This is a genomic window from Streptomyces mangrovisoli, from assembly GCF_000974985.2.
Classification (GTDB): domain Bacteria; phylum Actinomycetota; class Actinomycetes; order Streptomycetales; family Streptomycetaceae; genus Streptomyces; species Streptomyces mangrovisoli.
On sequence record NZ_LAVA02000057.1, the window covers coordinates 88,851 to 108,867 of the forward strand.

The 20,017-nt window shown below is 73.0% G+C and carries 20 protein-coding genes; 10 read left to right on the top strand and 10 right to left on the bottom strand.

Going from position 1 to position 20,017, the window contains the following annotated elements; translation table 11 throughout:
* Positions 1-43 precede the first annotated feature (43 nt).
* Complete coding sequence (locus WN71_RS23490; protein ID WP_240529726.1) at positions 44-1,267, bottom strand: CapA family protein; 1,224 nt, start codon at positions 1,265-1,267, stop codon at positions 44-46.
* An 80-nt stretch (positions 1,268-1,347) separates the two neighbouring features.
* On the opposite strand from WN71_RS23490, the gene WN71_RS23495 reads away from it, so the two are divergent.
* On the top strand, positions 1,348-2,265 hold the full coding sequence (locus tag WN71_RS23495) for a hypothetical protein (RefSeq protein ID WP_240529727.1): 918 nt from the start codon (positions 1,348-1,350) through the stop codon (positions 2,263-2,265).
* On the opposite strand, the gene WN71_RS23500 is transcribed toward WN71_RS23495, so the two are convergent.
* Both WN71_RS23500 and WN71_RS23505 read right to left on the bottom strand, forming a co-directional pair.
* The gene (locus WN71_RS23500; protein WP_046584787.1) at positions 2,228-2,908 is read right to left on the bottom strand and encodes a hypothetical protein; all 681 of its coding nucleotides are present in this window, start codon (positions 2,906-2,908) and stop codon (positions 2,228-2,230) included. The genes WN71_RS23495 and WN71_RS23500 overlap by 38 nt on opposite strands.
* 196 nt (positions 2,909-3,104) lie before the next feature.
* Positions 3,105-3,956: a helix-turn-helix transcriptional regulator gene (locus tag WN71_RS23505; protein WP_046584786.1), complete on the bottom strand. Its 852-nt coding sequence runs from the start codon at positions 3,954-3,956 to the stop codon at positions 3,105-3,107.
* Positions 3,957-4,042: 86 nt separating this feature from the next.
* Between WN71_RS23505 and WN71_RS23510 the strand changes: the two genes are divergently transcribed.
* Positions 4,043-4,825, top strand: coding sequence for an SDR family NAD(P)-dependent oxidoreductase (locus tag WN71_RS23510; protein ID WP_046584785.1), 783 nt, complete (start codon positions 4,043-4,045; stop codon positions 4,823-4,825).
* A gap of 190 nt (positions 4,826-5,015) precedes the next feature.
* Here the strand turns inward: WN71_RS23510 and WN71_RS23515 are convergent, their stop codons facing one another.
* The gene (locus WN71_RS23515; RefSeq protein WP_046584784.1) at positions 5,016-5,849 is read right to left on the bottom strand and encodes an oxidoreductase; all 834 of its coding nucleotides are present in this window, start codon (positions 5,847-5,849) and stop codon (positions 5,016-5,018) included.
* Positions 5,850-6,020: 171 nt separating this feature from the next.
* On the opposite strand from WN71_RS23515, the gene WN71_RS23520 reads away from it, so the two are divergent.
* The 4 genes from WN71_RS23520 to WN71_RS23535 all read left to right on the top strand — a co-directional run bounded on the left by WN71_RS23520 (position 6,021) and on the right by WN71_RS23535 (position 11,098).
* The gene (locus tag WN71_RS23520; RefSeq protein WP_046584783.1) at positions 6,021-6,566 is read left to right on the top strand and encodes a TetR/AcrR family transcriptional regulator; all 546 of its coding nucleotides are present in this window, start codon (positions 6,021-6,023) and stop codon (positions 6,564-6,566) included.
* A gap of 119 nt (positions 6,567-6,685) precedes the next feature.
* Positions 6,686-7,741: a hypothetical protein gene (locus WN71_RS23525; protein ID WP_046584782.1), complete on the top strand. Its 1,056-nt coding sequence runs from the start codon at positions 6,686-6,688 to the stop codon at positions 7,739-7,741.
* Positions 7,742-7,960: 219 nt separating this feature from the next.
* Positions 7,961-9,409: an FG-GAP-like repeat-containing protein gene (locus WN71_RS23530; protein WP_240529728.1), complete on the top strand. Its 1,449-nt coding sequence runs from the start codon at positions 7,961-7,963 to the stop codon at positions 9,407-9,409.
* Positions 9,410-9,523: 114 nt separating this feature from the next.
* Positions 9,524-11,098, top strand: a complete 1,575-nt coding sequence (locus WN71_RS23535; protein WP_046584780.1) for a Na+/H+ antiporter — start codon at positions 9,524-9,526, stop codon at positions 11,096-11,098.
* A gap of 53 nt (positions 11,099-11,151) precedes the next feature.
* On the opposite strand, the gene WN71_RS23540 is transcribed toward WN71_RS23535, so the two are convergent.
* The 6 genes from WN71_RS23540 to WN71_RS23565 form a co-directional block, all read right to left on the bottom strand.
* Positions 11,152-11,505 (bottom strand): hypothetical protein, encoded by a 354-nt coding sequence (locus WN71_RS23540; protein WP_046584822.1) that lies wholly within the window; start codon positions 11,503-11,505, stop codon positions 11,152-11,154.
* A 128-nt stretch (positions 11,506-11,633) separates the two neighbouring features.
* Positions 11,634-12,491 carry a triphosphoribosyl-dephospho-CoA synthase gene (locus tag WN71_RS23545; RefSeq protein ID WP_046584821.1) on the bottom strand — a complete coding sequence of 286 codons (858 nt, stop codon included), beginning with the start codon at positions 12,489-12,491 and terminating at the stop codon, positions 11,634-11,636.
* A gap of 84 nt (positions 12,492-12,575) precedes the next feature.
* A complete protein-coding gene (locus WN71_RS23550) occupies positions 12,576-13,529 on the bottom strand; it encodes an intradiol ring-cleavage dioxygenase (protein ID WP_107469735.1) in 954 nt (317 codons plus the stop codon).
* A 147-nt stretch (positions 13,530-13,676) separates the two neighbouring features.
* A complete protein-coding gene (locus tag WN71_RS23555; protein ID WP_420856520.1) occupies positions 13,677-15,191 on the bottom strand; it encodes a sensor histidine kinase in 1,515 nt (504 codons plus the stop codon).
* A complete protein-coding gene (locus tag WN71_RS23560; protein WP_046584778.1) occupies positions 15,185-15,919 on the bottom strand; it encodes a response regulator transcription factor in 735 nt (244 codons plus the stop codon). The genes WN71_RS23555 and WN71_RS23560 overlap by 7 nt, the downstream gene beginning before the upstream one ends.
* Positions 15,920-16,058: 139 nt before the next feature.
* Positions 16,059-16,631: a TetR/AcrR family transcriptional regulator gene (locus WN71_RS23565; protein ID WP_046584777.1), complete on the bottom strand. Its 573-nt coding sequence runs from the start codon at positions 16,629-16,631 to the stop codon at positions 16,059-16,061.
* 71 nt (positions 16,632-16,702) lie between these two features.
* Here WN71_RS23565 and WN71_RS23570 point away from each other — a divergent pair, with 71 nt between their 5' ends.
* From WN71_RS23570 to WN71_RS23585, 4 genes are all read left to right on the top strand, one after another.
* On the top strand, positions 16,703-17,212 hold the full coding sequence (locus WN71_RS23570; protein ID WP_046584776.1) for an FBP domain-containing protein: 510 nt from the start codon (positions 16,703-16,705) through the stop codon (positions 17,210-17,212).
* 215 nt (positions 17,213-17,427) lie between these two features.
* Positions 17,428-18,096: a TetR family transcriptional regulator gene (locus tag WN71_RS23575; protein ID WP_046584775.1), complete on the top strand. Its 669-nt coding sequence runs from the start codon at positions 17,428-17,430 to the stop codon at positions 18,094-18,096.
* Between the two features lie 8 nt (positions 18,097-18,104).
* Positions 18,105-18,890 carry an SDR family NAD(P)-dependent oxidoreductase gene (locus WN71_RS23580; protein ID WP_046584774.1) on the top strand — a complete coding sequence of 262 codons (786 nt, stop codon included), beginning with the start codon at positions 18,105-18,107 and terminating at the stop codon, positions 18,888-18,890.
* A 34-nt stretch (positions 18,891-18,924) separates the two neighbouring features.
* Positions 18,925-19,965, top strand: coding sequence for an NAD(P)-dependent alcohol dehydrogenase (locus tag WN71_RS23585; protein ID WP_046584773.1), 1,041 nt, complete (start codon positions 18,925-18,927; stop codon positions 19,963-19,965).
* Positions 19,966-20,017 lie beyond the last annotated feature (52 nt).

Genomic DNA, 20,017 nt, shown 5'->3' on the forward strand with positions numbered 1-20,017 from the left:
GCCCGGCGGGCCGGGCGCGGATTCCCGTCTCCCGCGACCCCGCTCAGCCGGGCATCTCCGTGAGCGGCTGGAGGCCGTCCTTCGCGGCGCCGCGGTTGAGCATGGTGCCCTCGGTCCGCTCGAAGGCCAGCCGGAGCCGGGACCGCTCCTGGTCGCTCAGGTCGTCCCGCTTCAGCTCGGCCGCGACGTCCACCAGCCGGTAGTTCTCGACCTGGCCCTTGGCCGGGGCGGCGGGGGTGCCGTCCGCCGTGATCTCGGCGTCCGGCGGGATCTCCACGAGGGTCGGCTCGTAGCGGGGCTCGACCTCCCATGTGCCGCCGCGCTCGGTGAAGGTGAACCAGCCGATCACCCCCTCCTCGGTCAGTCCGGTCGGCACGTCGTGGCGGGCGACCTGGTTGCCGAGGCCGTACGCGATCCAGGTGCCGTCGACCTTCTCCATCGGCTGCACGACATGCGCGTGATGCCCGATGACCAGGTCGATGCTCGTCTCCCGGGCCAGTTGCCGGGCGAACTCGAGCTGCGGGGTCGAGGGGTTGGGGTGGTGCTCACGACCCCAGTGGATGGAGAGGATGACGACCTCGGCGCCGGCCGCCCGGGCCCGCTTCTCGGCGGTCTTGATCCGGCCCAGATCGTTCTGGTTGACCAGCCAGGGCTTGTCCTTCGGCAAGGTGTGGGCGTTGAACCCGAAGGCGAAGGAGAGCTGCGCGACCTTGACGCCCTTGACGTCCATGATCAGCGGGGTGAGCGCGTCCTTCTCCGTGCGGAAGGAGCCGGTGTGCTTCAGGCCCGCGGCGTCCAGCGTGTCCAGGGTCCGCTTCACACCCGTGTACCCGTGGTCGATCGAGTGGTTGGACGCGGTCGAGCAGGTGTCGTAGCCGACGTCCTTGATGGTGGTGGCTATCTGCGGCGGCACGAGGAAGTTCGGGTAGCTCTCGAACGGGCCACCGGGTTCGCCGATCACCGGCTCCATGTGGCAGATCGCCAGGTCCGCCTTGCTGATCACCGGCTTGATCCCGGCCATGAGCGGGCCGAAGTCCAGACCCTCGACACCCTGGCCGGTCTTCTCCGCGTCCGCCTTCGCCTGGTCGATCAGCTGCGGATGGATGAGGATGTCACCCGCCGCGGCCACGGTGAACGACCGCCCGTCCCCCTGCGCCCCCGACTCCGAGCCACCGCTTCCGACGAGTCCGCATCCGGCCAGTACGGCGACGAGGAGGAGCGGGGTCAGCAGCGAGGGCAGGATGGGGTGTCTTCGGCGTCTGTTCACCGAGATATCTTGATACAGCCATGAGGGCCAGCCGCTCCAGAACGATAACGATCGCAACACTTCTCCTGCTCATCGCCGCCGTGACGGGAGGGGTGACGGTGGTGCTCCGGGGTTCCCGCGACACCGGCGCGGCGGCCCCCTCCGGGCGTACCGGGGACGGTCCGCCACCGGTCGACCTGGCCCGCTCCGTCGCCGCGTACACCGACCGGTTCACACCGGACGGCGGCTACCGGCCACCCAGCCGTATCGAACGGCAGACCGTCGCAGCGGGGGTGGCACTCCTCCTCGACCACCGGATCGACCAGGCCGAAGAACGACTCGCCGAGGTGGACTTCGCCGTCCGGACCGTGACCGACAGTGCCACCGGCCGAGGGTTCGCGGAGGTGTACGACCGTGTCGACCAGGGGCCGGCGCCGCGCGGCTGGGGCCGCGTCCTCCTGGACCTCGACCATCCCGTCCGCTGGTCCGTGCAGGTGCCCCACCCGGTCGCGGACCACGACACCGAACTGCTCGGCGTCCGCGTACTGAGGGGGACTCCGGGCGGTCTGCTGATCATCGCCGGAGCACATCGCAAATCCGGCGAGGGAGACGCCGCCGATGTGGCGCACCGGCGCGACACCGTCTTCGACGCGATCTGCGCCGAACTCGTCGGGCGCCGTCTGCCCGGCATCCAGCTGCACGGCTTCGCCCGGGATTCGGCCCCGCGCTACGACGCGATCGCTTCGACGGGCGCCGGAACGGACGGGCGCGCGGCGGGCCGCGCGCTCGCCGACGCGCTCCGCGCGAAGGACTTCGCCGTGTGCCGCGCCTGGGCCCGCTCCTGCCCGCTCCCCGGCCGCGACAACGTGCAGGGCCGCGAGGCCGCCGCGGCGGGAGTCCCCTTCCTCCACGTGGAACTCGCCCCGCCCCTGCGCACGGACGGCCCGCCGGCCGACCGCACGGCGCAGGCCATCGGCACGGTCACGGGCGGATGGGCCGAGGATGCGCGGGCGGGGTGAGGGTCCGCGGGGCGCGTGACGCACTGCGCAACGTCGTGATGCCCACGGCCAGCAGCCAGTAGCTCAGGAGCGCTCCCGTCAGGGCGGTCGTGCCCCAGCCGTTGGCGGCGTAGAAACGGGCCGGCGTGTTCCCGAAGAACAGGGAGGGCATGAAGGCGAGATCGACCGCCGCCAGCGCGTACGCCGTGCGGGAGGTCCAACGCGGCAGCAGACCCGTGCGGGAGATCGCGTAGGCGGTCGCCGTGAGGAACATGGCCGCCAACATGCGGGAGACCGTGCCGTACAAGATGTAGGTGCCGTCGACCGCGACCGTGGGATCGACGGGGCGGTCGGCCGCGATCACCGCTCCCGCCTCCAGCCCGCTGGAGACGAGCGTGACGATCGCGTACGCGAGTCCGGAGACGAGGGCGAGCGATCCGGCCCACGCCGTGTCGGACCGCACGACGGCGACGAGTTCACGCAGGGCTGCCATGAAGACGATCAGGCAGCCCAGCCCGAGGATTCCGATCAGCAGCCGCGACAACACGTTCGCGTCCGGCGGTGGCCCCGAGTAGAGGAAGTACAAGGGGACTTCGACGATGAAAGCGGCGGCGGCGGCGATGCCGCTCACTCCCGTCAGGCGTCGCATCATGGTCTCGTGCACAGCGTCCTCCCCCAAGCGGACCGGAACGGGAACGGGATCCGTCCCCGCCGGAAAGATGCTGTCAGCGGCGCGGGTCCGACGCCGTGGGCCTGGCACCCGGATCCGGGGTGGGTCTGCCGACACCGGGGCGTCGGCGCCCCGCCTCGGCCGGCCGGCTGACTGAGGTGACTGACTGGCTGACTGGCTGGCTGGCTGGCTAGCGCTGGTAGTCGCGGGCCTCGGCGCCCAGGACGTTCAGCAGGGCCAGCGCCTCGGCGTCGGGGGAACCCGGTGGGGCGCTGTAGAGGACGAGGTGCTGGTCGCGGTCCGTGAGGGTGAGGGCGTCGCAGTCGACGGTGATCGGGCCGACGGCCGGATGGTGGAAGGTCTTCGTCAGCATCGCCGCCGCCTGCACGTCGTGCCGTTCCCAGAGGCGCGCGAACTCGCCGCTGGAGGACCGGAGTTCGTCGACGAGCCCGGTCACCTCGGGGTCGTTCGGGTACCGCGCCAGGGTGGAGCGCAGGGTCATCACGGCGTGGTGGCGGAACTCCGTCGCGTCGGAGACGCCGTACAGAGGTGTCTCGGAGTGCTCCCTCGGGAGGAACGCCAGGCGCACGAGGTTGCGGTCCCGGGGAGCGAGCCGGGAGAAGTCCTCCATGAGCGCGGCAGCGAGGTCGTTCCAGGCGAGCACCTCGAACACGGCCGACGTCACGATGGCGGCGGTCTGCGGGAGCCGTTCCAGCAGCGCCAGGATGCTCGGGCGGACGTCACGCCGGTGCAGTCCGGTACGGCTCGGCGCGGTCCCCGCCAGGACATGGAGGTGGTCGGACTCCGCGTCGGTGAGCCGGAGCGCGCCCGCGATCCCGGCGAGGACCTCGCTCGACGGCCGCGGCGCCCTGCCCTGCTCCAGCCGCACGTAATACTCGGTCGAGATGTGCGCCAGGACCGCCACCTCCTCGCGGCGAAGTCCCGGCGTACGGCGACGTGAACCGGCGGGGAGACCGACGTCCCACGGGCGCAGCCGCTCACGACGGCTGCGGAGGAACGCCCCGAGTTCCTGCTTGTCCATCCCCCCAGTGTGCGCGCCGCCCGGTGCCGCATCCTGGTACAGCCTGTGCCTGCATCCGGCCCGCGGACCCGCCCGACACTGACGTCATGACCAACGACACCCACAGCACACCCCTCGGCCTGCTCAAGGGCAAGGTCGTGTTCATCACCGGCGCCAGCCGCGGGATCGGGGCCGCCGCGGCCCGCCTCTTCGCCGAGGAGGGCGCGGCGGTCGTGCTCGCCGCCCGGGGCACGGACGCGCTCCGGCAGGTCGTCGCCGGCATCCGCGCCGACGGCGGCACCGCCGATGCCGTGACCGTGGACCTCGCCGACCGGGCGAGCATCCACGCGGCCGTCGACCGCGTGGCAGAGCTGCACGGCCGGCTCGACGGCGCGTTCAACAACGGCGCCGCGATCCAGCACCCCGGCCCGCTCGACACCACGAGCGAGGAGGACATCGAGGAGCAGTTCGCGGTGAACTTCCGGGCGCACTGGACCGCGATGACACTCGAAGCCGCGCTCATGCGCAGGGGCGGCGGCGGGGCGATCGTGAACACGTCCAGCATCGGAAGCCGTCGCGCGAACCCCCGGCTGCCCGCGTACGGGGCGATGAAGCGCGCCCTCGACAGCATCACCGAGACGGCGGCCGTCACCTGGGCCCCGCAGGGCATCCGCGTCAACGGCATCACCCCCGGCGGGACCGCCACGCAGATGATCGACGCGTGGGAAGCGGCAAGCCCAGGGGTCGTCGAGCAGATCAACGCCACCATTCCGCTGGGACGGATGGCCGAGCCCCGCGAGGTCGCCGAGGTGGCCGCGTGGCTGCTCAGCGACCGGGCCTCGATGGTGACCGGAGCGATCGTGCCGGTGGACGGCGGCGCGGGCGCCTGAGCGGAATGGGTCGCCCAGGGCCAAGGACGGACGGCCCACGGAGGTGCGGACGGACGGGCCCACGGATGTGCGGACGGGCGGGCCCACCGTTTCGCGCGGACGGACGAGCCCGCAGCTGACCGATGACCCGCGGTTCACCGATGACCCGCGCCGCGCCGAGGGCCCCACCCTTCACCGATGACCCCACGCTTCACCGATGGCTCACGGAGCGGCTGACCTCGCTCCACGCGCGGGCCTCCGCCAGCCGCGCCTCCTCGGACGTGAGCGCGAGGTCCAGGGCGTCGGAGCCGAGCAGCAGACGGCGCGGGGGCTGCTCGGCGGCCACGGCCTCGATCACGGCGCGCGCCATCCGCACCGGGTCGCCGGGCTCCTTGCCGTCGTAGTCGGCTCGGCGCCGCAGCATCGCCCCGACCGTCTCCTCGTAGTCGCGGGTGACCGGGGCGGCCGACGTCGCCGCGCCCGCGGTCCAGCCGGTGCGGATACCGCCCGGCTCCACGATGATCACATCGATGCCGAAAGGCGCCACTTCGTTGGCCAACACCTCCGAGAAGCCCTCGACTCCGAACTTGGCGGTCTGGTAGGCGCCGAGTCCGGGCGTGCCGCCGACCCGGCCGCCGACGGAGGAGATCTGGACGACGGTTCCGGACCGCTGCGCCCGCAGCACGGGCAGCGCGGCGCGGGTCACGTTGATCACGCCGTACAGATTGGCCTCGATCTGGGCCCGGAACTCGTCCTCCGGGAAGTCCTCGATCGAGCTGCTGGTGGCGTAGCCCGCGTTGTTGACCACGACGTCCACGGTGCCGAACCGCTCCACCACGTCCGCCACCACCTCGCGCGCCTCGGCGGGCGCCGTCACGTCCAGCGCCACGGCCGCCAGGTGCTGCGGGCACTCCGCCTCCAGGTCCGCGAGCGCCCCGGGCGTGCGCGAGGTCGCGACGACGCGGTGCCCGGCCCGCAGCGCCTCGACGGCCAGCGCCCTGCCGAGCCCTTGGGAAGCTCCGGTGATCAGCCACGTCTGCGTCATGTCGTACTCCTCGGGATCGTCTCTCCGACTGCCTCGACCAGCAGGGGAGCAACTCGAATGTAGCTCATTTTTCAGTAACCGCAACATCAGTGTTGCAGATATCGAGGAGATCGCATCCTATGTAGAGTTATTTGTGCGCCAACTGCAACGATCCGTTACTCTGTCGCCATCATGAGAGCCGACGCCGCCCGCAACCTCGTCACCGTCCTGCGCACCGGGGCACGCCTCCTCGCGGAGGACCCGAGCACATCGATGGCGGCCATCGCCACGGCCGCGGGAGTCGACCGGACGACCGTCCACCGCCGCTTCGCGAGCCGGGAGGCGCTGCTGCGGGCCGTCTTCCAGGCCAAGCTCGACGCGTCGGAACGCGTCCTCGACGAGGCCCGCCTCACCGAGGCCCCGGTTCCCGTCGCCCTCCACCGCTACCTGGAGGGGATCATCCCGGTCAGCCGCGACTGGCCCGTGGACACGCGCCGGATGATGCAGCAGGACCCCGCGGCACGGGACCGCCGAGACGCGCTGAGCGAGCGCCTCGACGCCTTCCTGCGACGCGCCGCCGCCGAGGGACATCTCCGCGCCGACGTCGACTCGGCCTGGACCTACGCCGCTCTGGGCCGCCTCGTCGACACCGTCGCCCACGACTTCCCGACCCTGGACGCCCCCCAGGCGGCGGACCTCGTGGCGGACACCTTCCTGAACGGCTTCGGCGCACGGTGAAGCGCCGGACCGCCCGGTGAAGCGCCGCACCGCCCGGTGAGCCGAAACCGCGAAACGGCGGTCGTGACGAGACGTCGTCTGGTTCGCTGACCCCGTCGCCCAGAATCGACGGAGGGCTCGTGGACGCAGGCAGGGACGGCTTCCTGGAATCCGAGCCGACGCGCCCCACACGCTTGACGGCGCAGCCCGTCCGGCGCCACGGCACCGGCGCCGCGGCGACGGACGGCGCCGATCCGGCGGAGATCGAGTTCGCCGTCGACGCCGCCTGGGACGCCGTCACCGACTCCCGCGAACGCGGCGACGCCGCGCGCGAGGCGCGCGCCCTGACGGTCCTCGCCCAGGCCCTGGAGGAGGCCGGCCGGTCGGCCGAAGCCGATCACTTCCACCGGCGGGCCGATGCCGTCGCTCCCAGCGCGGCCGTACGCGTGGCCCAGGCCGGGATGCTCATGGAACGCGGCCTCGACCTGCAGACGATCGGGGGTGACCCCGACACCGCCTGGGGCGCATGGCTGGGAAAGGACGCACGGGAAGCCGCGATCGTCAGGCGACGCGAAAGGGCGCTCGCCGCCGCCCAGAGCGCGTTTCGCCAGGCAGGGAGGGTCTTCCGGACGGCCGGTGAACCGGGGTGGGCCGACGACGCGGCGCACCGGGCGCACGCGCTGTGGCCCTCCCGACTCAGGCAGTTCTCCTGGCAGTTGGACGTCCTCATGCCGTACGCGGAGGAGGCGGACGCCTACAGCGACGACGGCGGCGGCCCTACGACGCCCTCCACCGCCGAACTCGCCGCACCGGAGCCCGAACACGGCCGAGGTGCGGAGGCCGCGTTCCCGTCGGTGTTCGAGGAGATCGTCGTCGGCTTCCTCGCCGTCAAGCTCCTCGGGCCGTTCCTGGAGGCCTTCGCGGGAAAACTCGGCGAGCGGCTCGGGGAGTCCGTCGCCCAGGTGCTCGGGCGCATCAGGGTGACACGTCGACGTGACGCGGCTGCCAGGAATCTGGAGATCGAGGACGGGGAGAGCCGCCGCCCGACCACCGTGGCCCTGCCGGAGGACTTCACGGAGGAGGCCCGACTCGCCCTGATCGAGCTCGACATCACCGCGGACGCGGTGCGCGGGACGACCCTGCGCTGGAACCAGGACACGCAGACCTGGCAGGCGGCCGACGCCGAAGAGGTGTGAAGCCGTCGGCCGAGAGGGCCGGCGCGCGTGCTGCGGTGGACGACGAAAGCCGTGAGACACCAGGGGCACACGTCCGGCTCGTCGTGACACGCGCCACCAACTGCGGCCGGTTCACGCCCCGTTCACCACACAACCATCCGCCGTTGCCGTGGGTCTCACAGGCGAATCTCATCCGCGCGCATGCGACTTCGATCCGCTCGCGCCCCCCAAGGAGGAATCGTGGGCATCCGCCGACCCGCCATCTCGACCGCCGTAGCCGCCGCCCTGATCGGCACCTTCAGCGTACCGATCATCGCCGGTGCGGCCTCCGCCGAGAACGGCACCGCCACCGTGCGCGAGGACTTCAACGGCGACGGATACGAGGACGTCGCCATCGCCGCTCCCCTCGCCAAGGTCGCCGGCCACACCAAGGCCGGTTACGTCGCGATCAGTTACGGCTCGGCCGACGGCCTCAAGCCGGCCCGCACCACGGTCATCAGCCAGGACACCCCGGGTGTTCCCGGCCCTGCCGCCGACGACGCGGCGTTCGGCTACCTCATGACCGCCGGCGACCTGGACGGCGACGGCCTGACCGACCTCGCCCTCGTGGCCCACGGCTACCGGTCCGAGGACAACACCAGTGGCTCGGTGATCATCCTCTGGGGCCGTAAGTCCGGTATCTCCGGCCAGGACGCGGTCCGCGTCCCGGCACCCTCCGGCGCCACCGTCGGCGACGACCTCACCGCGGGCGACTTCGACGGGGACGGCCACCTCGACCTGTTCATGAGCCGCAACGAGGAGTACGACGACCACGACGTCCTCTACGGCCCCTTCGACCGCGACGGCTCCCCCGCCCGCGAGCAGACGCTGACGGTCTACAGCACCGACAACTTCATCAACACCACCGCCGCGGGCGACTTCAACGGCGACGGCATCGAGGACCTCGCCACGTTCTACGTCTACGAGGACCACGCCGAGGGCGGCAAGCTCTGGCTCGGCACCCCGCAGGGTCTGTCGACCGTCCCGCAGCGGCTGCCCTCCGCGGCCAGCACCGCCGTCGGCGACTTCGACCAGGACGGCTACGCCGACCTCGCCACCCGCCTCTACCTCGACAACGACACCGAGACGGAAGACTCCGGCACCGTCAGGATCTACTACGGCTCGCCGGCCGGCCCCAGCCAGACCCGTACGCAGACCATCACCCAGAACACCGCCGGCGTGCCCGGCGTCGACGAGGTCGGCGACGCCTTCGGACGGCGCATGAGCACCGGCGACGTCAACGGCGACGGCTACCCCGACCTGGCCGTCGGCGTGCCCGGCGAGGCCATCGGCACCCGGGACGAGGCCGGCTCCGTCGTCCTCCTCAAGGGCGGCAAGAACGGCCTCACCGGCACGGGCGCGCAGGCCTTCCACCAGGACACCGCGGGCGTGCCGGGTGTCGTGGAGGCGGGCGACCGATTCGGCTGGGCGGTGCGGCTGCTGGACATGACCGGTGACGGCAAGGCGGATCTGGTCGCGGGCGCCCCCGGTGAGGACCTCGGCCTGGTCGTGGACGGGGGCGCGGCATGGCTGCTGCCCGGCACGGCCGGCGGCCTCACCGCCACCGGCTCCGTCACGCTGAACCCGATGGACCTCGGGGCACCGGCCACGCAGGCGGAGTTCGGATACGACCTCGACAAGGACAACTGACAGGGCAGCCCACCTGGGTGTTCGCCCGACTGACCCGATAGGGTGAGGGCAGGTGTGCCGGGAAGTCTGGTCGGCCGGAAGCCGGAGCGGCTTCCGACATTCCAGGGGGACGGCATGCGCAGCGTCGGTACGGTTCTGGCCCTGGTGGTCCTCGCCACGGTGGTGGCCACCTTCGCGCGCCGCTGGCGCATCCCCGCCCCCTCCCTCCTCGTGGTCGCCGGCCTGGCCGTGGCCCTGCTGCCGGGCACCCCGCGGATCGAGATCAGCCCGGAGGTCATCGGGCTGGTCGTCCTGCCACCGCTGCTGTACGCGAGCGCCGAGGACATGCCGTGGCGGGAACTGCGCGCCGTGTGGAAACCGGTCGGGGTCCTCGCCATCGGCCTGGTGCTGGCGTCGGCCGCCGCGGTGGCCGCCGTGGCCACCTGGCTGACCCCGTTGTCCTGGCAGATGGCGTTCGTCCTCGGCGCGGTGCTGTCCAGCACCGACCCGGTGGCGGTGACGGCGCTCGGCCGCAGGCTCGCCCTCCCGCCCCGGGTGCAGGTCCTGGTGCAGGCGGAGAGTCTGTTCAACGACGCCACCTCCCTGGTGCTGGTCCGGGTGGCGGCGGGCATCGCCATCGCCTCGACCGCCCCCGACTGGGGTGCGGCAGGCGGCGAGTTCGTGCTGCTCGCGGGCGGCGGCACGGTGATCGGGGCCGCGCTGGCCGGGGTGGTCGCGCTGATCCGGCGCCGTACCGAGGATCCGGTCCTGGAGACGGTGATCGCCCTGGTCACCCCGTACGCCGCCTATCTCGTCGCGGAGGCCGCGGGAACCTCCGGAGTGACCTCCTGCGTGGTGGCGGGGATCGTCCTGGGCGGCCGCGGCGACCGCCTCACCAGCGCCCGCATCCGGCTCCAACTGCACGCCGTCTACGGCACGGTCGTCTTCCTGCTGGAGAGTGTCGTCTTCAGTCTCATCGGTCTGGCCCTGCCCTCGCAGGTGCGGGCCCTGGTGGACGGTGACGGCGCCTGGCCGCTGTACGCCCTCGGTGTCGCCGCCACACTCGTCGCGGTACGCCTGCTGTGGCTGGCACCGCTGTCGGCGGTCGTCCAGCGCAAGGGCGGGATCGGCCGCCCGAACTGGCGGATCCCGATGGTGCTGACCTGGGCGGGTACGCGCGGGGTCATGCCGCTGGCCGCCGCGCTGTCCATCCCGGAGGTCGCGCGGAACGGCACGCCGCTCGGCGAGCGGCCGCTGGTGCTGGTGCTCACCACCTCGGTCGTGGTCGTCACGCTGGTGGTGCAGGGTTTCACCCTCGCCCCGGTGGTCCGCGCCTCCGGCATCGCCCTGGAGCCCGCGCACACCGCGCGCGAGGAGGCCGAGGCCCACTCCCGGATCGCCCGCGCCGGCCTCTCCCGCCTGGAGGAACTGGGGGAGGCGGAGGCCGTACCCGCGGTCGTCCTCGACCGGCTGCGCCGGGGTCTGGTCGCCCGGATCGACGACGCCCGCGACCGGCTCTCCGGCAACGACGGCGCCGCCGGGGCCGTCGAGTCCACGGACCAGGTCTACCGGCAGCTCCGCCGCGACCTGATCGTCGTCGAGTCGGCCGAGTTGCAGCGCCTGTACGACACCCACCGCATCAGCGACACCAGCCGCCGCAAGCTGCAGCGCACCCTGGACCTCGAGGAGGCCAGGCTGACGGACTCCTGACCTCGCCCGGCCCCCGTCCGGCACCGTCTTCGACGGACCTCGGGCGCGCGGCGTCAGGGGAACTCGTGCACCACCTGGATCTCGCCGACGATATGGGCGTTGAAGTCGTCCAGGTCCTCGGCCGGAACCCAGAGTTCGAGGATGGTCCGGCCGCCGGCCTGCTGGACGGGGTACCGGCTCACGAAGTCCGACTCGACCTCGAAGCGCGTGACATAGCCGGCTCCGCTGTGCTTCACGTTCCAGTCCCGCGCGATCCTGATGGCGTAGTCCTCGTCGAGGACCGGGTAGAAGATCGGCTGCTCCGGCAGGCGAGGCGGCCAGGCACGCCAGTCGAGCTCACGCACGAGAGCGAGCTCCTTGGGGCCGGTCGGGCGCCAGAGGGTCGTCGTCGGGTTGCGGCCGGTCATCTGCATCGCCTTCTGGACGGGGGCCGTGCCGGTGCGGCGGGTGGCCCGGGGACCGGACCCTACCGGTGGCCCGAAGCCGGCAGCCACCGGGTTTCCCGCCCTCGGCCGGCTCCGTGACCGGCGCCGTCTCAGCGCCGCCCGCTCCCGGCGCCCTGCGAATTCCCGTTGCGGCCCGCGGACTTCAGTGCGTCGAGGAACAGCGCCCCGGCCAGGAGTCCCGCGCTGCCGCGGGGGCTCCAGCCACGCGCCCGCAGGGCCTCGTCCAGTGCGGCGAGCGCCGCGGCGCCGGCCGGGGTCGCGGTGCCCCCCGCCTCCAGAACCGCCTGGACCTCGCTGTGCACCTGGCGCAGGCCCGACGGACCGGCCGTGTGGAGGAGTTCGCTGTCGCGCAGGCTGGCCATCACGGCGAGGAGGGCGTCGAGGCGTGCCTGGGTCTCGGGGGCACCGGATCTGCGCGTGGCGGTGAGGACGTGGAGGGCGCGGCGTACGTGCGGGAAGCCCGCGCGTGCCTCGCCGCGGGCGCCGGCGGCGCCGTACCGCACCGACATGGCCGAGCCGTGCGAGGGACGGTGCGGGGCGCCGGGGTCGGGGTGTGCGGCGATCCGCCGGACGGTGGCCGTGATGTCGTCGCTGCCCGTGGAGGGGGTGAGGGCGGCGCCGGCCACGAGCAGGCCGAGGGTCCACAGCGCTCCGCGGTGGCCGCCGCCGGCCAGCCGCAGGGAGTGCTCGGTGCAGCGTCCGATCGCCCCGAGTTCGGCGCGCAGCGCCGCGCTCGGCTCCCCGGTGCGGCGTGCGGCGGCGGCCATCGCGGTCAGTCCGGAGGTCATGGCCCCGGCCGACCAGCGCAGGGCGTGGTGGTCGTGGCCGGTGACCCGGGCGGCGGGGTCGCGCGGGTCGGGCAGTCCTGGCTTGGGGGCCAGGTCGAGTTGGTCGGTCAGCGCGGACACGGCGGTCTCGGCGAGCCGGCGGTCCCGGGGCGTGAACATGGTCATCATGGCGACTGCGTGTCCGGCTGGATGGGGGCGGAGGTGCGGTCAGGGGGCGGTGCGCGGCACCGGCCGAGGGTGCGGCTACGCCGTCGCCGAGGGTGAGGGCGCGGGTGAACCGCCGCCGGGGAAGCCCCCGTCGTCGCCGTCGTGGGTGGCGTCCGGGTCGACGCCCACGGTGATGAACGCGCGGACTCCCCTGCCGATCCGCCTCTTGTCGTAGTGCAGCGTCAGCAGGCCGCCGGTGGCGCCGCTCTGGTCGTACAGCATGTCCTCGGTGAGGGTGACACGGGTGACGGTGCTGGTGGAGTACGGCGTCAGCTCGGCGGCGGCCAGGACCGCTTCCTCCTCGAAGTAGAACTGGCCGGTGTGGCAGGTGTGTCCGCCCTCGTAGCCGCCCTCGGTCCAGGCGCCGCCGACGTGCACCTTGGTGTGGATGTGCACCGCCCGGCCCTGGTACCAGCCGGGGAGGACGGTCTGGAAGCGGACTCTTCCCTGGTGGTCGGTGCGCCAGGTGCCGCGCAGGTACCGCGTGTCGTCGGTGGGCTCCTGGTGACCGCCACCCCCGCCGCCGCCACCGGGACCGCCGGTGGGTGTGTCGGTGGGGCTGTCGGTCGGACCGCCGGTGGGGCCGCCGCCCGAGCCGCCGCCGGAGCCGGTGGACTCGTATCCGGAGTAGACGCCGAGCGCGTCGCAGTGCCAGATGTCGACGGCCGCGTTCCGCAGCGGCCGGCAGGTCTCGGAGTCGATCACCTTGATGTTCAGCGCGAGCCGGATGCCCGGCTTGCCCTCGGTGACGTTCGTACGGAGCTTGTCGGCGTCGATGTAGTACGGACCCTCGATCGACTCCGAGGTCAGCCGGTAGCAGACCTCACCCGTGGTGCTCGTCGAGTCGGCGGTGCCGGCCGGTGCCGCCTCGGCGACGGCGTTCGTGGCGAGCAGACCTCCCGCGCCGGCCCCGGCCACCACGGCACCGCCCGCGGCGAGCACGCGGCGGCGGGACGCGGTGCCGTCGGGGCGCACGTCTTCCTGAGTCATCGTCATCCACTCCCTTCACGGGCGGCGGTCTGCGGCGACCGGCCTCGAGACACTCACTGTGCGGGGCGGACCTGAGGCGCAGCTGAAACGGGTGTGGCGGATGGGGAATTCGAGCCATCGGCGACGACCGCCTACCGCGGGTCCGGCTCAGGAGTCCCCTTCCGGCGACGCCGGGTGCCCCTCGACCGGATGCCCGGTCAGCGGCAGCACCACCGTGAACTCCGTGTCCCCCGGCGCGCTGCGCACGTCGATCCGGCCCCCGTGCGCCCGGGTGATCGCGGCGGCTATGGCGAGTCCGAGGCCGGTGCCGCCCGGCCGGCCGGCGGTCCGGGTGCGGGAGGCGTCGGCGCGGGTGAAGCGTTCGAAGACCGAGGGCAGCAGCGCGGCCGGGATGCCGGGGCCGTCGTCGTGGACGTGTATCTCGCACCGGTCGCGGGAGGCCACGGCGGTCACGCCGATGTGCGTGCCGGGCGGTGTGTGCGCCTGCGCGTTGGCCAGCAGATTGGCCAGCACCTGGTGGAGCCGCGCGTGGTCGCCGACCACGCTGACGGCGGGACCGAGCCGCAGCGCCACCTGCCACCGGTGGTCGTCCCCCGCCGCGCGGGCGTCCCATACGGCCTCGGCGACGAGGGTCGCCACGTTGACCTCGGCCCGTTCCAGCCGACGGCCCTCGTCGAGGCGGGCGAGCAGCAGCAGGTCCTCCACCAGGGCGGTCATGCGCGCCGACTGGGCGGACACGCGCCGCCAGGCCACCTCGGGCGCCGTCCTGGCGCTGCCCGCCGTCATGAGCTGGGCGTAGCCCGCGATCGAGGCCAGCGGGGTGCGCAGTTCGTGGCCGACGTCGGCCAGGAAGCGCCGCATCCGTTCCTCGGTGCGCTGCCGCCCGGCCAGCGACCTCTCCACGTGGTCGATCAGCCGGTTGAGGGCGGCCGCGACCTGCCCGGTCTCGGTGCCGGGGTCGGCGTCGCGCGGGGAGACCCGGCTCAGTCCGGTGATCTCGCCCCGGTCCAGGGGGACCCGGGCGACCTCCGCGGCGGTCGCGGCGACCCGGCTGAGCGGCCGCAGTTGCCGCCCGACCGTCACCGCGCAGATCCCTCCCGCGAGGACGAGCCCCGCCGCCGCGATGACCGTCTCCAGCATCACCAGGCGGCGGATCAGGCGCTCCCCCTCGGCCGTGGGCAGCCCCGCGACCACCGGAGTGCCTCCGTCGGACAGCGCGGTCAGCCGGTAGGTGCCGAGGCCTGGCACCACGCGCGTGTGCGGGGAGCCGTCCAGCGGGAGCGCGTCGAGCGCCGCGCACTGGGCGGCGGACAACTGCCGGCGGCGGCCGTGGTGGTCGACCACGCCGCCGACCAGGACGCGGCCGCGGAAGTCGGTGCGCGCGCCCAGCGTTCCGGCCGCCTGGCCGCGCAGTCGGAGGAACTGCACGCCCTGCGCGCCGCCGTTCCACACGTGCAGGACACCCTGACTGCGTTCGGCGGCCTCCACGACCCGCTGGTCGAGGTCCCTGCGCAGGTACGCGCCCTGCACCAGCACGGTCGCCACGGACATGGCCGCGCAGACGACCGCCATGAGTACGGACAGGGAGAGCGCCAGACGCGTCCGCAGGGACCGGCCGCGCCCCCGTGCCGGACCCGCCCCGCCGGGAACCGGAGTCAGCACGGTCCGGCCTCGGCCGCGCGTATGACGTAGCCGGCCCCGCGTACCGTGTGGATCATCGGGGCCCGTCCTTTGTCGATCTTCGAGCGCAGGCCGTAGATGTACACCTCGACGAGGTTTCCCTCTCCGTCGAAGGAGCTGTTCCACACGTGCTCCAGCAGCTGACTCTTGCTCAGCACCTGGCGGGGGCGGCCGACCAGGAACCACAGCAGGTCGAACTCCTTGGCCGTGAGGGTGATCGGTGTCGTCCCGCGCCACACCTTGCGGCTGTGTCTGGACAGCGCCAGGTCGCCCAGTCTGCGTTCGCCGGGGTCGGCGTGCGCGGGGTCGCCGCCCGATCCGGCGCGGCGCAGCAGCCCGCGCAGCCGCAGCATCACCTCGTCCAGGGAGAAGGGTTTGGTCACGTAGTCGTCCGCGCCCGCCGACAGTCCGTCGAGGCGGTGCTCCAGCGCGTCCCGGGCGGTGAGCATGAGCACGGGCAGTTCGGCGTTGTCGTCGCGCAGTCGCCGTAGGACGTTCAGGCCGTCGAGGTCGGGCAGCATCCAGTCGAGTACGACGGCGTGCGGATCGCACTCCCGGGCCAGGCGCAGGGCGTCGTGACCGTCGTGCGCGCTGAAGGGCTGCCAGCCCGTCTCGGCGAAGGCCTCACTGAGCACGTGCGACAGTTCGGGCTCGTCGTCGACGATGAGGACCCGAACGGCGTTGCGGTGGAGGGTTCCCAGTTGAGTCATGCCCGCGAGGCTGCTCCGCGGCCCTGTCAGAACGCTGTGTACGCGCACGCCCGTGGCTCGATGGCTGCACCCGCAGGGCGACCCGGGAACCGGGCCGACCCGGGCCACGACGGTCGGATGAACTCGCGGCCTCGGGTGCTCAGTTGTCGGTGGGCCGGTTCCGCAGCAACATGTCCAGGGAGTCGATGATCCAGTCCCAGGACTGCTGGGGGTCCGGCTTGCTGTGGTCGAAGCCGCCGGCCAGTTCCAGGCTGACGTAGCCGTGGAAGACGCTGCCGAGCATCCGTACCGCGTGCGTCTGGTCCGGCTCGGTCAGGTCGTAGCCGCGCAGGATCGCGCGTGTCATCTGCGCGTGCCGGACCCCGGCGCTGGCCGCGGCGGTGGCCGGATCGAGACGGAGCCGGGCGGCGTCGTAGCGGCCGGGGTGCTCGCGGGCGTAGGTGCGGTAGGCGTTCGCGAAGGCGGCCAGGGCGTCCTTGCCGGCGCGTCCGGCGAGGGCGTCGGCGACCCGGTCGGCGAGTTCCTCCAGGGCGAACAGGGCGATCCTGGTCCTGAGTTCCTGGGAGTTCTTCAGATGCGAGTACAGACTCGCGACCTTGACGTCGAACCGCCGGGCCAGCGCCGAGACGGTCACCTGCTCGAACCCGACCTCGTCGGCCAGTTCCGCACCGGCCAGGGTCAGCCGCTCCGGGGTCAGTCCCACTCTCACCATCAGCATCCTCCTGTCTGGCGACAACTATAAGGCATTTGCCTAAAGCTTTTAGGCAAACTAGCCTGCCTTTCATGAAGCCCCTGACCGAGCGGGAGATCCGCGCCGCCTTCGTGAACTGCACCAAGGGTCAGGCCAAGCGCCTGTTCGTCCCCCACGACCTCGACGAACGCCCCTGGGACGACCTGGACTTCCTCGGCTGGCGGGATCCCCAGGCCCCCGACCGCGCCTATCTCGTCGCCGAGCTGGACGGCCGCCCGGCTGCGCTCGCCCTGCGCTCCTCCGGCGGCGGTTCCTGGCAGTCGCGACGCAGCATGTGCTCGGTCTGCCTGACCACCCACACCGGAGGCGTCTCGCTCATGGTCGCCGCGAAGGCGGGCAAGGCCGGGCAGCAGGGCAACTCCGTGGGCGTGTACATGTGCAGCGACCTCGCCTGCCCGTTGTACGTGCGGGGCAAGAAGGACGCGGGGATCGGCGCGCGCCTGCCGGAGTCGCTCACCCTGGAGGAGAAGGTCGAGCGGACCGTCGCGCATCTCGCGGCGTTCGTCGCCAAGGTCACCGCGGAGGCGCCTCCGCGCGGCTGACCCACCGCCCCCGGTCGACCGGCCCTGCCCCCACCCGGCCGGCCTTGCGCCCGCCCTGCGGACTCGCCCCCGGCCGGCAGCCGCTCCGGGCCGACGGTCACTCCCGGCCGAGAGTCCGTCCCCGGGCGGCGACATCGAGCCAGCATGTCCCAGTGGGACACATGTCTCATCGCGACATGTGTCCCACTGGGACATCCAGGCGTACGGTGGGTCCCATGAAGGCGACGGAGCCCCTCACCCCGACCCAGGACCGGCGGCAGCGCAAGGCGCAGCAGACGCGGAACGCGCTGGCCGCGGCCGCCGTCGAGCTGATCCTCGAGCGCGGGCTCGCGGCCACGACCGTCGAGGCGATCGCGGAGCGGGCCGACGTCACCCGCCGCACCTTCAGCCGGTACTTCACCGGCAAGGAGGACGCGGCGCTGGACTTCGTCCGGGGTGACGGCGACCGCATCAACGCCCTGCTGCGCACCCGGCCGGCCGCCGAGCCGCCGCTGCTCGCCTACCGGCGGGCGGTGCGCGCGTGGCTCGCCGACCAGGAGAACCCGGCCCACCATCTGCGCCCCCGTATGCGGCGGCTGCTGACCCTGGTGGACACGGAGCCGGCTCTGTTCGCCGCCTATGAACGCATCCGGGTCGACGCCCAGGAGGAGTCGATCCGGATCATCGCCGAGCGGCTCGGCACGGACGACGTACGGGACATGCGCCCGGCCGTCGTCGTGGACGCCGCCGCCGGAGTCCTCACCGCCGCGCTGCGCATCTGGGCGCGCGGCGGCGAGGGCCACGACTCGGGAGCCGCAGACCTGGCCGCCCTGGTGGAGCGGGCCTACGACGCCCTGATCTCGGAGGCCGCCACCGCGGCCGCCGATCCATCTTCCGAAGAGTGAGACCGCACATGAGCACCACCCCCAGCACGGAGTTCACCTACGCCGACGAGTTCGCCGGCCGCACCGCCCTGGTCACCGGCGCCGCCTCCGGCATCGGCCTGGCCACCGCCCGCCGCCTTGGGGCCGGCGGCGCGAACGTCGTCATCGCCGACTACAACGCCGAGGGCGCCGAACAGGCCGCCGAGACGCTCAGGGCCGAGGGCATCAAGGCCGCCGCCGTGAAGCTCGACGTCACCGACCCGGCCTCCGTGGCCGCCGCCGTCGCCTTCGCCCAGGACACCTACGGCGCCCTGCATCTCGCCGTGAACAACGCCGGCATCGGCGGCCCCAGCGCCCCGACCGGCGCGTACGACCTCGACGCCTACAGCCAGGTCGTCCGCACCAACCTGGACGGCGTCTTCTACTCCCTGCGCCACGAACTGCCCGCCATCGAGGCGGCCGGCGAGGGCGGCGCCGTGGTCAACGTCGCCTCCATCCTCGGCTCGGTCGGCTTCGCCGGATCGTGCGCCTACGTCGCCGCCAAGCACGGCGTGGTCGGCCTGACCAAGACGGCCGCCGCCGAGTACGCGGCGAAGAACATCCGCGTCAACGCGGTCGGCCCCGGCTTCATCGAGACCCCGCTGCTCCAGGGCATGGACCAGCAGGCCTACGACGGCCTGGTCGGCCTGCACCCGATCGCCCGTCTCGGCCGCCCCGAGGAGGTCGCCGAGCTGATCGCCTTCCTGCTCTCCGACCGCGCCTCCTTCGTGGCCGGCAGCTACCACCTGGTCGACGGCGCCTACACCGCCGTCTGAGCCGCGCCGTCAGCCACAGAAAGGAGTTCGCCTCATGAAGGCACTGCAGTACCGCACCATCGGCGCCGCCCCCGAGGTGGTCACCGTCCCCGACCCCGAGCCCGGCCCCGGCCAGGTCCTGCTGAAGGTCACCGCCGCCGGCGTCTGCCACTCCGACATCGCGGTGATGAGCTGGCCCGCCGAGAACTTCCCCTACGACCTTCCCCTCACCCTCGGCCACGAGGGCGTCGGCACGGTCGCCGCGCTGGGCGCGGGCGTCAGCGGCGTGCGCGAGGGCGACGCGGTCGCCGTGTACGGGCCCTGGGGGTGCGGCACCTGCGCCAAGTGCGCGCAGGGCAAGGAGAACTACTGCCTGCGGGCCGACGCCCTCGGCATCCGGCCGCCGGGGCTCGGCGCGCCGGGCGCCATCGCCGAGTACCTGCTCGTCGACGACCCGCGCCACCTCGTGCCGCTGGACGGTCTGGACCCGGTGACCGCGGTCCCGCTGACCGACGCGGGCCTCACCCCCTACCACGCGATCAAGCGGTCGCTGCCGAAGCTGGTCCCCGGCTCGACGGCGGTGGTCATCGGCACCGGAGGTCTCGGGCACGTCGCCATCCAGCTGCTGCGCGCCCTCACCCCGGCCCGGGTGATCGCGCTCGACGTCAGCGAGGACAAGCTGCGGCTGGCCAAGGAGGTCGGCGCCCACGAGGTGGTGGTCTCCGACGCGGGCGCGGCCGCCGCCGTACGCGCCCTGACCGGGGGTCTCGGCGCGGAGGCCGTCTTCGACTTCGTCGGCGCCGAGCCGACCGTGAGGACCGCGGGCGCCGTCGCCGCCGTGGAGGCCGACGTCACGATCGTCGGCATCGGCGGCGCGGCCCTGCCCGTCGGCTTCGGCACCCTGCCCTTCGAGGTGTCCGTGTCCGCCCCCTACTGGGGCAGCCGCGGCGAGCTGATCGAGGTCCTCGGCCTGGCCCGCGCGGGCGCGGTCTCGGTGCACACCGAGACCTACTCCTTGGACGAGGCCCCGCTCGCCTACGAGCGCCTGCACGCCGGAAAGATCAACGGCCGGGCGGTCATCCTGCCGAACGCCTGACAGGGGTGAGGCGGGCGCCGGTCGCCGCCCGCCGAACCGCCGACGCGCGGTC